The organism is Halomonas sp. JB37 (genome assembly GCF_002332255.1).
Taxonomy (GTDB): domain Bacteria; phylum Pseudomonadota; class Gammaproteobacteria; order Pseudomonadales; family Halomonadaceae; genus Vreelandella; species Vreelandella casei.
Map to the genome: position 1 here is coordinate 3,328,238 of NZ_NRGW01000001.1, position 15,084 is coordinate 3,343,321.

Sequence of the window (15,084 nt, forward strand, 5' to 3'; positions counted from 1 at the left end):
AGTGAGCATGATGGGAAGAGTGGTCTTAAGGGTCAGAGAAGTGATGCAGCACAAACGTCGATAGACTTGCCAGCCGGCGAGGTGGCAACCCGCTGTACCACGCTACCCACCACAATCAAGCACGGTGACGGCAGAGGATTCTTAGCCAGCATGTCTGGCATGCTGGCTAAGCTGCCCACGAGCGACTGCTGGCTCGGCTGGCTGGCGTTGGCCACTAGCATGATCGGCCATTCATCGGGCAGACCTGCCTGGCGTAAGCCTTGGCAAATAGCGGCTACTTTGGAGAGGCCCATATAAAACACCAGGGTTTCATCTTTACGTGCCAGCGACGCCCAATCCGGCGTGCCCTCTTCGCGACATAGCTGGGCGGTCACAAAGCGCAGCTGCTGCGCGTGGCCGCGATCGGTCAACGGAATACCCATGCAGGCAGCAGCGGCTGAGGCGGCGGTAATTCCCGGCACAATAGTGGCAGGCACCTGGGCGGCTGCCAGAGCATCCAGCTCTTCACCCATGCGCCCAAACACCGCTGGGTCACCGCCTTTCAGGCGCACTACCGACTTTCCTTGTTGAGCAAGTGCGACCATCAGCGCGCCGATTTCATCCTGAGGAACGCTGTGATGGCCACGTGCTTTGCCCACGTAGTAGCGCTCGGTGTGGTGAGGAATCAGTGCCAGCACGTCATCGCCGACCAAGCGGTCATAGACAACGGCATCCGCCTGCATGAGCAGCCGAACAGCCTTGAGCGTTAATAGCTCCGCATCGCCGCTTCCCGCGCCGACTAAGTAAACCTGCCCGCCACGGCACTGACCCAAACCTCCCCGCAGCGGCACATGTAACTCCTCAGCAGGGCGAGCTGATGACGAGCACCCACGGGCCAACATGCGCATAAAGGCGTTAAGCCAGTTCAGTATTAGGGGTCTGCTTAGCGCGCGCATGGGGCCGCTCCTCTTCAATAAGTGACTTCAATTCGGGAATACAGCTGCCGCACTGAGTGCCGCAGGCGAGCCTGGCACCCAGTGCTTCGATACTGATATCGCCCGCGCGAATGGCGTTAGTAATCGTGGTTTGGCCTACTTGATGACAGCTGCACACCACCGGGCCGGTATCGACGGCACCATCGTCACAGCCCGCTAATAAGCGCCGCCGGTGGGTATCGCTCAGCGTCGTCTCGTTAAAGCGGGATTCAAGCCACGCCAGCCCCGGCAGCTCGCTGGGCAGGCCGACCATTAGCCACCAGCGAAGCTGGCCATTTTCAACACTCGCCGCCCGCAGTCGCCCGCTGGCGGCATCTTGGCTGAGTACCGACACAGGCCCTGGCAACCACGCGCTAAGCTGTGCTAACCAGTCGCCGACCGGCTGGATATCGGCAAGTTGCCAGCGCTGTAAGCCGTGCATAGGGATGCGTGTCCAGTAGGCGCTAGTGCACCACGGCGTTGATTCAACAGCTGTATCAGCAATAAGCAGCGTGGCCTGCCACTCCACCCTTAGCGGGGCCAGCGCTACGGCACCGTGTTTGGACTCCGGCTGACCGGAGAGCGGGTCCGTAATGCTATCGATCAGCGCACTGCTTCTAGCCTGCTGAGTGAAACAGTCGGTCCAGTGAATGGGCACAAACACCTCGCCACGCCGCTGGGCATTGGCAATCCGCACACGGGCACGAAACTCCCCCTTCGCAGCGGTTAATACTGCCAAGCCTTGATCGGTAACACCGGCGGCGTGGGCATCATCGGGGTGCACGTCCATAAAGGGCTCCGCGCGGTGATTCATTAAGCGCGGCGCGCGAGCAGTACGCGTCATGGTGTGCCACTGGTCGCGAATCCGACCGGTATTTAAACGCAGCGGGTAAGCGGCGCTAAGCGCTTGCTCGGGCCACTGCGGAACAATCGCCAGCAGCTTGGCGCGGCCATTCGCAGTGGCAAATTCACCCTCTTCAAACAGCCGAGCAGTGCCATTTGGTGCGGCCTTGGTGACCGGCCATTGAATCGGCGCTAAGGCGTCGTAGCCTGCGCGACCCAGCCCGACCAGGCCCGAGATATCAAATAGCCGCTTAGGAGTGGCGTGTATGGCGTCGTTCTCAAACCCTGACAGCCTTGCGTGCTCATCAAAAATTTCCCAGGGGTGCGCATAGTTAAACGCCTCAACAAACCCCAGCTGTTTGGCGACTTCACAGATAATCCACCAGTCGTGGCGTGCCTCACCCGGGGGTGCCAACATGCCCCGCTGACGTGAAATACGTCGCTCGGAGTTGGTCACGGTGCCATCTTTTTCCGACCAGCCTGATGCAGGTAGCACGATATCGGCATAGGGCAGCAGGTCGGTGTGGGCCGCGCATTCGGATACAATCACCAGCGGGCATTTTTCCAGCGCGGCGCGCACCCGCGCCGCGTCGGGCAGGCTAATCACAGGATTGGTGGCCATGACCCAAAGTGCTTTAATCTCGCCGCGCTCAATGGCCTCAAATAGCTCAACGGCTTTATAGCCGGGGCTTTCGGGTAACGTTGGCGTAAGGTTCTCGGTTGCCCAAAAGCGGCTGACCAGATCAATCGCACCGGGGGTGTGATAATCCATGTGAGCGGCTAGCTGATTGGCAAGCCCGCCGACTTCGCGCCCGCCCATCGCATTGGGCTGGCCGGTAATTGAAAACGGCCCGGCTCCCGGCAAGCCAACTTTTCCGCCCGCTAAGTGACAGTTAATAATCGCGTTGCATTTATCGGTGCCACTGGACGATTGATTAACGCCTTGAGAATAAAGCGTGACCACGTGCAGCTGGCTGGCAAACCAATAAAAGAAGGTTTCTAGCCGCTCGGGATCCACATCGCAGGCGGCCGCGACATCAGCCACCGACCCTGCTGACTGCTGTGCAGCCGCCAAAGCATCGTCAAAGCCCTCGGTGTGGCGCTCAATATAAACAGTATCGAGCCTGCGATGCTGTGCCATCCATACCAGTAAGCCGTTAAACAAATACGCATCGCTACCCGGTTTAATACCTAGGTAGAGGTCGGCAATTTCACAGCTGTCGGTCACCCGCGGGTCAATCACCACCAAGCGCATCAGCGGGTTGCGCTCTTTAGCGACTTTAATGCGCTGGTAAAGCACTGGATGATTCCAGGCAAGGTTGGACCCCACTAGCACTACTAGCTCGGCCTCTTCCAAATCCTCGTAGTTACAGGGAACCGCATCCGCACCGAAGGCGCGCTTGTAACCGGCCACCGCTGACGCCATACAAAGTCGTGAGTTGGTATCTAAATGAGGGGTGCCTAAAAAGCCTTTAAATAGCTTATTAGCCACGTAGTAATCTTCGGTTAACAGCTGCCCAGAAAGGTACGCTGCCACGCTGTGATTGCCATGCGCTGAGCGCACCGAGTTTAAGCGCTGCGCGACGGTGCTCAGCGCGGCGTCCCAGGTAACGTTGACACCATCCACTCGGGGATGGGTTAGGCGCCCATGATGACCCAGCGTTTCATGCAACGCCGACCCTTTGACACACAGCCGTCCGTAGTTGGCTGGGTGCTCAAGATCGCCCTCTACGGCGCACAGCGTACCCGCTTTCACGGTTGCCGTTACGCCACAGCCGACGCCACAATAGGGGCATGTCGTTTTCACCTGAGTCATAGCTACTCCTCGGGTTGCTCATTAACGCCACGCATAAAAAAACGCCCAGTCCTTTTCTCTAATGCGCTATATAAACGCATTGGGAGAAGAGGGCTGGACGTCGTTGCCACAGCGTATCTTCGTCGGTGCAGACTAATTCACTAACACCTGCCTATTTCCTGACAGTGACACATTTTAACGGCTACTTATTTTTCTAACGGCTTTGGAGTTATTCGCTGCCATCGCCTATCAATGCGCTTGCTGCTTATTAACTCATTTATTGTCTCGCTTATTGATTAGACAATTGCAAAAGACAGTCCGCCCTTCGCTATTTTAGAAATTAAATATTTAAAAACAGAAGCTTATAAATTAAAAAAATCATAGCTGATCATCTCAAATCCGCTCAGTCCATGCTAAATGATGCCTGGGAGTGCATACCAAGCACTTAACGCACCATTGCCGTGCAGGCTTACATTCGAGCAGCTAAGCTAGCCACCTTAAAAACCCCTCTAAGCAACTGACATAATTAAAAAAAACACAATTTAAAAACAGTTGGCTAGATAATTGCTTTTTAATTAGATATCAAGATTTTAAAAAATGCTATCGGGCAACGGCGCCCCTGCTACCTCTTCTGCTAAGAAGGTGTGGCAGGGGCGTTTTTTTTGCTTGGTGCTCAAGAAGCCGCAAAGACACAGAGGAGCCGCCCATGGAAACCACATCCCAGTGCTCATCCATTCGCCATCTGGTGATTATCGGAAACGGCATGGCGAGTCATCGTCTGATTGAGGCGTTGGTGAAACAGCCTACTCGCCCACAGTGCATCACGGTCATCGGTGCAGAGCCGACCCCTGCGTATAACCGTATTTTGCTCTCGCCGCTGCTCGCTGGTGAAATGCAGCCCGACGCACTGACGCTGCGCAACGCTGCGTGGTACGCAGATCAAGGCATCACGCTCATACTTGGCGAAAAAGTCGACACGCTTGATCGCGCCCATCAAACGCTCACCACCGATAGCGGCCGCACGCTTACTTACGATCACGTGGTATTAGCCACCGGCTCGCGCCCGGCAATGCCTAACATTCCAGGCATTGAGCTTGACGGGGTGCATGGCTTTCGCGACTTACAGGACGCCGCCGCGCTTGAGGCCATTGCCCTTCAAGGAGGCAATAGCGTGGTCATCGGAGGCGGTCTGCTGGGATTAGAAGCCGCCGAGGGGCTACGTAAACGCGGCAATAATATCCACGTTAGCGTGCTCCAGCGTAGCGAGCGGCTAATGAACCGGCAGCTGGATACGACCGCCTCGCACCTGCTGCAAAACACTCTGACTCAGCGCGGTTTGAATATCGTTACCGGCGCCCAGCTAGTAAGGCTAGAAGGCGACGCCCAGGGCCAAGTCACCAGCATCCATCTTGCTGATGGCCGCAAGCTGGCAGCGACCAGCGTGATTATCGCCGCCGGCATTACACCCAATGCAGCGCTTGGCCATCACGCGGGCCTAACCACAGAGCGTGGCGTTTTAGTCGATGAATACCTCACGACCAGTGATCCAGCCATTTCAGCGCTGGGCGAGTGCTGTCAGTTTAATGGTGCTACTTACGGCCTAGTGGAGCCGATTTGGCGGCAGGTAGAAGTGCTCGCCGCTACGATATGCGGTATCGCGACGCCTGGATACAAGGATGCCCCCAGCGCAACCAAACTCAAGGTCAGCGGCATTACGCTATATGCATTTGGCCCCACACAGCCCAGCGCTGAGCACGAGGTGCTGAGCTACCGCGACATCGAACGCGGCGACTATCGCCGGGTGCTGCTACGCAACGGGGAGATTGAAGGCGCGGTGCTTTACGGCGATACCGCGCTGGGCCCTTGGTACTTCAAGCAAGCACTCGCAGGTAGCAATCTTAATGACTGCCGCCAGGCGCTGCTGTTTGGCGCCGCAGATGCTGAAGTGCTGCTTAGCGCGGCGTCGGAAAATTCGTCTGTCTCTTACGCAAACTCATCTCACCCAACGCCGGAGGCGGCTTAGCTATGTCTGCTAAAAACTTGTCTGCTAAAAGCGGGTCTGCTAAAAACTTGCCTGCTAAAAAATTATCTATGCAAACAACGTCTACCCAACAGCAGCTTATTATTATTGGTAACGGCATGGTCGGCCATCACCTGGTCGAGCAGTTAGTCGAGAACGGTGCACTAGAACGCTATCAGGTCACCGTGTTTGGCGAAGAGCGCCACCGGGCCTATGACCGAGTACATCTTTCTGAGTATTTTAGCGGCCGCGATGCAGATGCTCTGGCGCTTTGCGAAGAGGATTACTACGCCCTTAGCAACGTGGAGCTGCGCAGCGGTGAAGCGGTGATCGAGATTGATCGCGCGGCTAAAGAAGTTATTACCGACCAGGGCCGCTACCCCTACGACCGTCTCGTGCTGGCCACCGGCTCCTATCCGTTTGTACCACCGATTCCCGGCAATGATCGTGAAGGCTGCCTGGTCTATCGCACGCTGGACGATCTTGATGCCATTCGCGCTGTCGCTGAAACGGCCACCACCGGCGTAATCGTCGGGGGTGGTTTGCTGGGTTTAGAAGCAGCCAATGCCCTGCGTGGTTTGAACTTAGACACCGCCGTTATCGAGTTCGCGCCGCGCCTAATGCCGATGCAGGTGGACAACGAAGGCGGCGAGCTGCTGCGCGAAAAAATTGAAGCGCTAGGCGTACAGGTGCTCACCGAGTGTGCGACGCAGCGTATTGAAGATGGTGAGGCAAGCCGCCATCGCATGGTTTTCCAGGACGAAAAGATCCTTGAAACCGACCTGATTGTTTTTTCAGCCGGCATTCGGCCTCGCGATCAGTTGGCGCGAGACTGCGGCCTGGAAATTGGCGAACGTGGCGGTATCGTGGTGGATAATCAGTGCCTCACCAGCGACCCTGCCATTCTCGCGATTGGCGAGGTGGCGCTATGGAACCAAAGTATTTTCGGTCTTGTCGCGCCCGGCTATCAAATGGCCAAAGCTGCATTTTCCACACTGGTGGGCGGCGACACGCGCTTTGCTGGCGCCGACATGAGTACCAAGCTCAAACTCCTGGGCGTGGATGTCGGTTCGATTGGGGACGCCCATGGCAACCAGAACCCTGGCGCTCGAATGTTCCGCTACCTGGACCCGATCAAGCAGGAATACCGCAAGCTGGTCGTTTCCAGCGACGGTAAAAAGCTATTAGGCGCTATGCTGGTCGGCAACAACGGCGTTTATGACACGCTATTACAGTATTATTCAAACGGCATTGAGCTACCTGCTGAGCCCGCGTCGCTGATTCTTCCCCAGAGCGGCGCGGCCCCTACCCTTGGCCCCGGCGCGCTGCCGGAAACGGCGATGATTTGCTCCTGCCATAACGTCAGCAAAGCCGATATTTGCGCCACGATTGACGGCGGCGCGGAGGATCTTGCTGGCGTAAAAATCGCCACGAAAGCTAGCACCGGCTGTGGTGGCTGTACCGCGCTGCTCAAAAGCGTGGTCGACTATGAGCTGGAAGCACGCGGCGTCGATGTCGATAAATCGATTTGCGAACATTTCGCCCATACCCGTCAAGGGCTCTACGATATTGTCCGCGTTGAAGGCATTAAAACCTTCACTGATTTAATTGAAAAGCACGGCAACCCCGATACTCACCGCCTAGGATGCGATATTTGCAAACCCGCCGTAGGTTCCATTCTGGCCTCCTGCTTTAACGAGCCCATCACCGATGCCGCGCATATTCCTTTGCAGGATACCAATGATACGTTCATGGCCAACATGCAAAAGAACGGCACCTACTCGGTCGTGCCCCGCGTAGCCGGTGGTGAAATCACGCCTGACAAACTGATTACCCTGGGTGAGGTCGCTAAAAAATACAGCCTCTACTCAAAAGTCACCGGCGGTCAGCGAATCGATTTGTTCGGTGCACGCCTGGAAGACCTGCCGGATATTTGGAGCGAACTGATTGCCGCCGGTTTTGAGACCGGCCACGCCTACGGGAAATCGCTGCGCACGGTCAAATCCTGCGTGGGCAGCACCTGGTGTCGCTACGGCGTGCAGGACAGCGTCGGCATGGCGATCTGGTTAGAGAATCGCTACAAAGGTCTGCGCTCTCCTCACAAGATCAAGTTTGGCGTTTCCGGCTGCACCCGCGAATGCGCTGAAGCACAGAGCAAAGATATCGGCATCATAGCCACCGAGAACGGCTGGAACCTCTTCGTCTGTGGCAACGGCGGCATGCGCCCGCGCCATGCCGAACTGTTCGCCACCGATCTTGACGATGAACAGCTCTACCGCACTATCGACCGCTTCTTGATGTTTTACGTCCGCACGGCTGATCGCCTACAGCGCACTTCCGTGTGGCGCGAAAATTTAGACGGCGGCTTGGCGTATCTTAAAGAGGTGATTTTGGACGATAGCTTAGGCATCAACGCCGAGCTCGAACGCCAGATGCAAACGGTGGTAGATACCTATCAATGCGAATGGGCAGAGGCTATCAGCGACCCTGAAAAGCTCAAGCGTTTCCGTAGCTTCGTCAACGATGACCGCCCAGACCCATCGATCATTATGACCTCCGAGCGCGGCCAGCTACGCCCAGCGTAAGCGATTCTGTGCACTGTCCCTGACACTGAATAAAACGAGGCACCCCATGACCGCAGCTGCATTGAAAAACGAAATGGATACGACAGGCTTCAACCACACAAAGACGTGGCAAAAAATCTGTACTAAGGCCGATCTAGTGGCCTTCTCTGGCGTTGCCGCTTGGTTTGAAACCGCAAGCGGCCCGGCCCAAGTGGCCATTTTCTATTTGCCGGTCGACCCAAACGCCGCGACGTTGCCTGGCCGCGCCACTGAACTTTACGCCCTCGACCACTTTGACCCATTCTCCAAGGCCAATGTGATCGCCCGCGGCATCGTCGGCGATATAAAAGGCGCGGCCGTCGTCGCTTCGCCTATCTACAAGCAGCATTTTCGCTTAGCAGACGGCCAGTGCTTAGAGGACGAAAGCGTCACGCTACGCACATGGCCAATCGCTTTTAAGGGCGACGCGGTTTGGATTGAGGGGTAGCGGTGGCGTACGTTTTAAGATGCGCAAAATGATCATCGGCACGCTGCAAGGCGTCTAACGATTTGGCTCGATCATGCTCAGCCAATAAGGTGCACAGCACTTCGGAGACGGCTAAGGCAGGAGTGAGAGTATGGAAGAAGCTGTAGCTTTCCGTAGCGCAAAAAATGGTGTGCGTGGACATCCCGACTAGCGGTGAAACCTCGCTGTCGGTGATCGAAAGAATGTCCAGCCCCTTGCCTTTAGCCAGCTTCGAAAGCGCTAGCGTCTCAGTCGCATAGGGTTTGATGGAGACGACGAGCACCACGTCATCCGCCGTCGCGCGGATGAGCGCGTCTCCACCGGTTCCCGCAGGCCCATCCAGATGGATCGAACGATCGCTTAACAGTGACATAACGTAATGGAAATGCCATGCAACGGAATGGCACGAGCGCAAACCTAACACGTATACCTTCCTCGCCGACCCCAGCCTATCGGCAACGGCTGCAAGCCGCTGCAGCGAATCAGGTTCGCTGAGCCTAGCAATCTGGGCGCTCAGCCCCTGCAGCATATGAGAGGCAATATCGCTTTTGGGCTGCTCGGTATCTTCGCTTTCGCGCAGGCGAACCTGCGCAGCAAAGCCGTCACTCCCCCGGCGCATCGCCGCGGCATAATGTGCCCGAAGTTCATCGTATCCCTGCATGCCTAAGAACTTTGCAAGCCGTGTCATCGTCGCGGGTTGCACCGCCGCATGACGCGCCAGCTCACGCATGGACACCAGGGCCACTTCGTCCGGATACTCAAGCACGTAGCGAGCGGCCTGCTGGAGCTGCCCCGACATGGCATCGTACTGGGCAATAATCTGCTCTCTCACGGGGTCGCTTTGCGCCATTCGTGTTGCCTCTTATCCAGCTCGTGTCAGTGATTCATCATTCGTAGCCAAGCCGCTGGGCCATGGGGTCCTCACCGCTAAGCAGCCCATGATTTAAACGTTACTGATCTAAAAAAACAATGATCTAAACGTTTTATTATAAATAAAATGATCCATTTGTTGCGTTAATCTGTAAAGTTGTGCCAATCTTCTTATCATCTCAAGCCCACACCGCCGAGTACTCAGGGCAGGGTAATAAGGAGCAGACTCTATGACACGTATTCTTCATCGCGGCATCGTCGGAACGCTGCCTCATGCTGCGTCGGCGCAGGGCGTCTACATCACTGATACCAGTGGACGCCGCTATCTTGATGGGTCGGGTGGCGCTGCGGTTACCAGTGTCGGCCATGCCCACCCAGAAGTGTTGACCGCCATGCGCGCGCAGATTGATCACCTTTGCTATGCGCACACGGCCTTTTTCACCACGGATGCCGCTGAAGCGCTTGCGGAGAAGCTCGTCGATTTAGCGCCCGAGGGGCTGAATTATGTCTACCTGGTCTCAGGGGGTTCAGAGGCGGTTGAAGCCGCTTTGAAGATGGCGCGGCAATACTTTGTAGAAGTTGGCGCTCCCCAGCGGCGTCATATCATCGCCAGGCGCCAGAGCTATCACGGCAATACCATCGGTGCTTTGGCAACGGGCGGCAACGCGATGCGCCGCCAACAGTTTCAGCCCATCCTGCCAGAAACTCATCACGTCTCGCCCTGCTATGCTTATCGCGATAAGGGCATTGATGAGTCATTCGAAGCTTACGCCGCGCGCCTTGCAGACGAACTCGAAGCCAAGATTCTGGCACTTGGTCCTGAGGAAGTCATGGCCTTCGTTGCCGAGCCCGTGGTGGGTGCTACGCTGGGTGCGGTCGGCTCGGTTGCTGATTACTTTAAACGCGTTCGCGCCATTTGCGATAAGTACGGCGTCCTGCTAATTCTTGATGAAGTCATGTGCGGCATGGGGCGCACCGGCACCGTGTTTGCCTGCGAACAGGACGGCGTCATACCGGATATCGTCACCATCGCCAAAGGCCTGGGTGGAGGCTATCAGCCCATCGGCGCGGTAATGCTGTCAGATAAAATCTACGCAAGCTTTGTCAACGGTTCCGGCCAGTTTCAGCACGGGCATACGTACATTGGCCATCCCGTTGCGGCTGCCGCTGCCAATAAAGTGGTTGAGATCATTGCTCGGCCGGAGACACTGGCCAACGTTAATACCATGGGCGCGAGGTTGCAGAGCGGACTTGAGACGGCTCTCGCGGCCTCCCCCCACGTGGGCGATATACGCGGTAGAGGCCTGTTCCGCGGTATCGAAATAGTCGCCGACCGAGAGCATAAAACACCTTTCGATCCGACTAAAAAGATTCATGCCAAGATCAAGCGCCAGGCCATGGCACGGGGCCTTATCAGCTATCCAATGGGCGGCACCATTGATGGCACTTACGGTGACCATATTTTATTGGCGCCGCCATATATTATTGAGCCCAGCGATATCGATCTGATCATTGAACGCATTGCCGATGCTATCAACGCCGCGATCGCAGAATAACGGCGATCACGCACTACTTGAACGGAGCCTCTCATGACGCCATCCCCCTGCCCACCTATTGCTGACGCTGACTGGCCGAGCGACATTGCCGATCAACGCGAAGGTTTTGCCGGTGCACTGAATGTTTATCGCACCATGGCGCACCACCCGGCCCTGCTTAAGGCGTGGGCACCGCTGCGCCAGCATGTAGTGAAAGAAAATGCGCTAGGGCCCGAGCTCACCGAAGTGGTGATTTTGCGCGCGGGCCTGCGTATGGAGGCGGCCTATGAATGGGCGCATCACGTTAGCCGAGCGCTCGCGCTGGGTTTCTCGGAGGCGCGGATCACGGCCATTCGAGGGATCCCAGAAGGCGTTGACGGCCTTATCGTTCAAGCCGTAGATGCGCTATTTGACGCACGCATGCTAGCGCCGGAGCAGGAGTCCGCACTAGCAGCTGCCATTGGACGCAAGGCAGTGATCGATCTAATTGCGATGGTGGGTTTTTATTCGGTGCTGGGCTATCTGCTCAAGACCTACGACACACCCCTTGATAACAATATTCAAAAAGAAGCAGAGAAAAGACCCGCGTTATTTTCGATAAACCCGACTGCCGCCTCTGTGTAAGCTGAGAAGGTCGTTACAACAGAATCGCCGCCTCTAGGAGGCGGCGATCTTGGCTGTGTAGGCGCCTATAAAGCACCAACTTAGCTATTCAGAAACGTAATCAGCGCCTGATTAAACTCCTTCGGATGGGTAGCATTGACGCCGTGGGGCCCGCCTTTGATGACTTCTAGCGTGGCATTAGGCAACATCTCTTGCGCCCGCTTACCGCTGACCTCCAATGGCACGATGCCGTCTGAATCGCCGTGCAGCACTAGCGTGGGGATATCAATACTCGGCAAGTCCTTACGGAAATCGGTATAGCTGAACGCTTTGATGCAGTCGTAAGTCGCTTGCGGTGAGGCAAAGGCAGCAATATCGCGGTGATAAAGACGGTTAGGCTCACTGACTAAATCGCTACGCTCACCCGCGGTAAAAAAGTCTTTGGTAAACCCGTCTAGAAACGCGAGACGATCACCGGTTACTCCGTCTAAAAACTGGTTGATCGTGGCATCGTCCAGTCCACCGTCCGGGTTGTCGTCTGACTTATACAAATAAGGCGGCACCGCCGATGCAAATATCGCTTTACTGACACGCCCTGTGCCATAGCAGGAGAGATAGCGTGCCACTTCGCCGCCGCCCATTGAAAAGCCCACCAAGGAGACATCATTCAGATCAAGGATCTCGATAAGCTTCTTTAGATCTGACGCTAGTGTGTTGTAGTCGTAACCACCGTCGGGCTGAGTAGACTTGCCAAAACCTCGACGATCATAGGTGATCACTTTATAGCCCGCCTCCACCAGCGCAGGAACCTGCTTTTCCCAGGAACGGCCGCTTAACGGCCATCCGTGGATGAGCACAACGGGCTTACCCGCTCCGCGAACTTCGTAGTAAAGCTCTACCGGCGTGCCTTTCTCCGTTCCTACGCTCAGCATTGGCATCGTTTAACTCTCCTATTGGGCGTCAAGTGAATCAAACAAACACATCATCAGATGTGAGAACTTATGTTAGAACTTACGATCCGGCTTGACCGTTAATGTGAGGCCGCATATTGAAGATTGAGCATGCACCGCCTCTGCGCTAACAAGCATTCGGTATGTATCTAGCAAAGTTGCTATGCTTACCGACTCTATTATCTCTGTGTGCATTGGAGCAAAAAAGTTCGTGAAGACAGAATCAAGTACGTTAGCGTTCTCTGCCTTTATGGCACTACTGATCGGCTGTGCTGGCATTACCGCCACGCTGGCGTCTAACTCTCAGGCGATCTTGTTGGATGGGTTGTTCAACCTTATCTATTTCAGCATAGCACTGGTGACGATTAAGGTAAGCAAGCTGGCGAGTCGTCCCGATAGTGAATCCTATCCGTTCGGGTATAACTATTTTGAGTCGCTGGTAAATCTATGCAAAGGGCTGCTGATTTTAGGCGTTTCTATTTTTGCCTTGGTGGATGCTGTCGCTGCGCTACTTACCGGTGGGCGTGAAATATCGGCGGGAATCGCCGTCCTGTATGCGCTCTTTGCCACCGCCGCCTGCTCGCTAACCGCCTGGGTGATGCATCGCAGCCAGCGTCATGTTAATAGCCCGCTGGTTAGCGCCGATAAGCTCAACTGGATGGTGAATAGCTTAATCTCTGCCGCGATCTTGATGGCGTTTTGCCTCGTGGTGCTTTTTGAGCAGATGGGCTGGTACACCGTGCTGCCCTATGTGGATTCAGTGTTGGTGATTGCCGTCGTTATTCTGTGCTTAGGTGTGCCGGTACGTATGGCTTCCCAAGCATTAAGAGAATTACTCAACAAAACGCCTGAAGAAGCTATCGCAGAGCCTGTACGCCAAGCCGTAGCGCGTGGCCTCGTTGACATTGATACCGTAGAGGTGCGCGTGCGCATGGTTCGCCCCGGCCGCATGCTGTATGTCATGGTGCACGTAGTGCTGCCCGAAACAGCTGATGTTTCAATCGCAAGCCAAGACGAACTGCGCGGCCGTATTGATAACGAAGTACGCCGTTATTACGCGCCGGTGGTATGCGATGTCGTGTTTACTGCCGATACCCGCTGGGCTGCACCCTCTTGTGGGCTATTGGTCAAAACGGACGTTTAAGTACCGATGACGCACTAACTACTGCGCCCTTCGCAACAAACCAATGGTGACGACGACTCCGCCAACCAATGCGAGCCCAAACAGCGTTAACGCGAGCGTATGGCCCACCGCATCAATCAGTATTCCCGTACTTATCACGGGAATACTGAAACCCATATAAGCCATCAGAAAATAGCCCGCGCTCGCTTGAGTAGACAACATACCGGCAATTTCTAATACGCCGCTTAATCCCCCGAGATAAATAAATCCATAGCATGCGCTGCTAGCGGCAACCGTGCCGAGCAGCACTACGAAGAGATAACCTTGAATCGCACCCCAAGCAATCAAGCTATAGGCCAGCGGTAGAATAACCAGCCCCAATACGGTTGCGGTACGGGGTGCCAGTTTTCTCGCCCAAGGTTGAAAAAGCACGCCGCAGCTGCAAATGCCAAAGATGGCAAACCCACTCCACGCCGATAAGCCGTGTTTCTGCAATGTCGATGGCAGTATCGCGATCACCAACCCCACCGTTGCCCAGGCTAGTAAAATCGCTAGCCCATACGCCAATGTTCCCGGCGGATAGCTTGGAAGGCGCAACATGGCGTTGTTAACCGAATTTGGCGCGTAATCATCGAGTGTGATAATCATCAGCAACGCCAGCGAGGCCGCCGCCAGGTAAAGCCATAGGCTTGGCGGCGATACGCTGGGCGCATGGAAGATAAACAGGCTGGTAACGGCAGCTCCCAACCCAAACCCAAGCGCCGTACTGGCCGTTACGTAGCTCGTGGCATCGTTCGTGGCATCGTTCGTGGCACTGTTAGTGGTATCGCTCTTTTGATCTTCAAAAAGCATTTGCATGTAAGCGGGCGCTACCGCTGACGTTAGCCCCATTCCGACACCCAGTAAAAAGCGAGCAATGCCCAACCCTAATAAACTAGGCGCCATCAGAGTAATAGCGGTTGCGAGCAGGCTTAGCAGCAAGGCAATTACGATTAATGGCTTGCGCCCCACTCGGCCTGCCAAACCGTTCAAACCGAGCAATACCGGCACAATGCCCGCCACGTAACAAGCAAAGGCGATGGTCGTAGCCCCTACGCCCAAGCCATTGCGAGCCGCTAGCGCGTCATAAAGGGGAGCCTGTAAATTAACCCCGGCAGTTATCATACACAGCGCAAACGCCAAGCGGATGGCGTTACATCGTTTCATGAGCGGTTCCTAACGGATCATTTTGTGAACCGCTAAGCTCGCATTTTCACCAACGCTGGATAAGGTACACTTAAGCACCATTATCCAAGCACTGTTCCACTCTTTTAAAGAACAGTT

Annotated in this window: 11 protein-coding genes; 6 read left to right on the forward strand and 5 right to left on the reverse strand. The window is 55.6% G+C overall.

Annotated features, from left to right (window positions below):
- Positions 1-32 precede the first annotated feature (32 nt).
- A complete protein-coding gene (gene cobA / locus CIK78_RS15520) occupies positions 33-935 on the reverse strand; it encodes a uroporphyrinogen-III C-methyltransferase (RefSeq protein WP_096281769.1) in 903 nt (300 codons plus the stop codon).
- Positions 895-3,612: a nitrate reductase gene (locus CIK78_RS15525; protein WP_096281771.1), complete on the reverse strand. Its 2,718-nt coding sequence runs from the start codon at positions 3,610-3,612 to the stop codon at positions 895-897. Before CIK78_RS15525 ends, cobA begins: the two co-directional genes overlap by 41 nt.
- A gap of 685 nt (positions 3,613-4,297) precedes the next feature.
- Between CIK78_RS15525 and CIK78_RS15530 the strand changes: the two genes are divergently transcribed.
- The 3 genes from CIK78_RS15530 (at position 4,298) to nirD (ending at position 8,662) form a co-directional block, all read left to right on the forward strand.
- Entirely contained in the window at positions 4,298-5,614 is a 1,317-nt protein-coding gene (locus CIK78_RS15530; protein WP_096281773.1) for an FAD-dependent oxidoreductase, read from the forward strand.
- A gap of 68 nt (positions 5,615-5,682) precedes the next feature.
- On the forward strand, positions 5,683-8,196 hold the full coding sequence (gene nirB, locus CIK78_RS15535) for a nitrite reductase large subunit NirB (RefSeq protein ID WP_096282415.1): 2,514 nt from the start codon (positions 5,683-5,685) through the stop codon (positions 8,194-8,196).
- Positions 8,197-8,242: 46 nt separating this feature from the next.
- The gene (gene nirD / locus CIK78_RS15540; protein ID WP_096281775.1) at positions 8,243-8,662 is read left to right on the forward strand and encodes a nitrite reductase small subunit NirD; all 420 of its coding nucleotides are present in this window, start codon (positions 8,243-8,245) and stop codon (positions 8,660-8,662) included.
- Here the strand turns inward: nirD and CIK78_RS15545 are convergent.
- Positions 8,631-9,530: a MurR/RpiR family transcriptional regulator gene (locus CIK78_RS15545; RefSeq protein WP_096281777.1), complete on the reverse strand. Its 900-nt coding sequence runs from the start codon at positions 9,528-9,530 to the stop codon at positions 8,631-8,633. The two genes, nirD and CIK78_RS15545, sit on opposite strands and share 32 nt — an antisense overlap.
- Positions 9,531-9,780: 250 nt before the next feature.
- Between CIK78_RS15545 and CIK78_RS15550 the strand changes: the two genes are divergently transcribed.
- Positions 9,781-11,106: an aspartate aminotransferase family protein gene (locus CIK78_RS15550; RefSeq protein ID WP_096281779.1), complete on the forward strand. Its 1,326-nt coding sequence runs from the start codon at positions 9,781-9,783 to the stop codon at positions 11,104-11,106.
- A 33-nt stretch (positions 11,107-11,139) separates the two neighbouring features.
- Complete coding sequence (locus tag CIK78_RS15555; protein WP_096281782.1) at positions 11,140-11,709, forward strand: carboxymuconolactone decarboxylase family protein; 570 nt, start codon at positions 11,140-11,142, stop codon at positions 11,707-11,709.
- A gap of 80 nt (positions 11,710-11,789) precedes the next feature.
- On the opposite strand, the gene CIK78_RS15560 is transcribed toward CIK78_RS15555, so the two are convergent.
- On the reverse strand, positions 11,790-12,626 hold the full coding sequence (locus CIK78_RS15560) for an alpha/beta hydrolase (RefSeq protein WP_096281784.1): 837 nt from the start codon (positions 12,624-12,626) through the stop codon (positions 11,790-11,792).
- Between the two features lie 223 nt (positions 12,627-12,849).
- Here CIK78_RS15560 and CIK78_RS15565 point away from each other — a divergent pair, with 223 nt between their 5' ends.
- Complete coding sequence (locus tag CIK78_RS15565; protein WP_096282416.1) at positions 12,850-13,782, forward strand: cation diffusion facilitator family transporter; 933 nt, start codon at positions 12,850-12,852, stop codon at positions 13,780-13,782.
- An 18-nt stretch (positions 13,783-13,800) separates the two neighbouring features.
- Here CIK78_RS15565 and CIK78_RS15570 read toward each other — a convergent pair whose 3' ends face one another.
- Positions 13,801-14,967 carry an MFS transporter gene (locus tag CIK78_RS15570; protein WP_096281786.1) on the reverse strand — a complete coding sequence of 389 codons (1,167 nt, stop codon included), beginning with the start codon at positions 14,965-14,967 and terminating at the stop codon, positions 13,801-13,803.
- Positions 14,968-15,084 lie beyond the last annotated feature (117 nt).

Coding starts and splice junctions, on each gene's coding strand:
- cobA (WP_096281769.1), bottom strand. CDS start 935: ATGCGCGCGCTAAGCAGACCCCTAATACTGAACTGGCTTAACGCCTTT.
- CIK78_RS15525 (WP_096281771.1), bottom strand. CDS start 3,612: ATGACTCAGGTGAAAACGACATGCCCCTATTGTGGCGTCGGCTGTGGC.
- CIK78_RS15530 (WP_096281773.1), top strand. CDS start 4,298: ATGGAAACCACATCCCAGTGCTCATCCATTCGCCATCTGGTGATTATC.
- nirB (WP_096282415.1), top strand. CDS start 5,683: ATGCAAACAACGTCTACCCAACAGCAGCTTATTATTATTGGTAACGGC.
- nirD (WP_096281775.1), top strand. CDS start 8,243: ATGACCGCAGCTGCATTGAAAAACGAAATGGATACGACAGGCTTCAAC.
- CIK78_RS15545 (WP_096281777.1), bottom strand. CDS start 9,530: ATGGCGCAAAGCGACCCCGTGAGAGAGCAGATTATTGCCCAGTACGAT.
- CIK78_RS15550 (WP_096281779.1), top strand. CDS start 9,781: ATGACACGTATTCTTCATCGCGGCATCGTCGGAACGCTGCCTCATGCT.
- CIK78_RS15555 (WP_096281782.1), top strand. CDS start 11,140: ATGACGCCATCCCCCTGCCCACCTATTGCTGACGCTGACTGGCCGAGC.
- CIK78_RS15560 (WP_096281784.1), bottom strand. CDS start 12,626: ATGCCAATGCTGAGCGTAGGAACGGAGAAAGGCACGCCGGTAGAGCTT.
- CIK78_RS15570 (WP_096281786.1), bottom strand. CDS start 14,967: ATGAAACGATGTAACGCCATCCGCTTGGCGTTTGCGCTGTGTATGATA.